The 420-nt window shown below is 67.9% G+C and carries 1 protein-coding gene; it reads right to left on the bottom strand.

Annotated features, from left to right (window positions below):
- A partial coding sequence (locus D7Y13_RS43675) for a hypothetical protein (protein WP_208734694.1) occupies window positions 1–309 on the bottom strand: 309 nt, incomplete at its 3' end.
- Between the last annotated feature and the right edge of the window lie 111 nt (window positions 310–420).

Here is a 420-nt window from a genome sequence, read left to right as displayed (position 1 = left end):
CACCACCACGCCGGGCGCCTTGTAGCCCTCGGCCGCCACGCTGGGCAGGCCGCGCGATTCGAGCAGCGTGCGCACCTTGGCGCCCAGCGCGATTTGTTCGGCGCGCACCTTCTCGAAACCGTAGTCGCGCGTTTCCAGCATCACGTCTCGCAGCTGCACCAGGGCATCGGTGGGCATGGTGGTGTGGTAGGCGTGCTGGCCCTTTTCGTAACCCTCTGCGATCTGCATCCACTTCTTGAGGTCGCACGAGAAGCTGGAGCTTTGCGTGCCGTCGATGGCCGCGCGTGCACGCTCGCTGAGCATCACCATGGCGCAGCACGGCGAGCCGCTCCAGCCCTTCTGGGGCGCGCTGATGAGCACGTCCACGCCGGTGGCGCGCATGTCCACCCACATCGCGCCGGAGGCCACGCAGTCCAGCAC

Source organism: Corallococcus praedator (assembly GCF_003612125.1).
GTDB lineage: Bacteria > Myxococcota > Myxococcia > Myxococcales > Myxococcaceae > Corallococcus > Corallococcus praedator.
The sequence above is the reverse complement of the archived record's forward strand: the minus strand, read 5'-3'. Positions and strand labels throughout refer to the sequence as shown.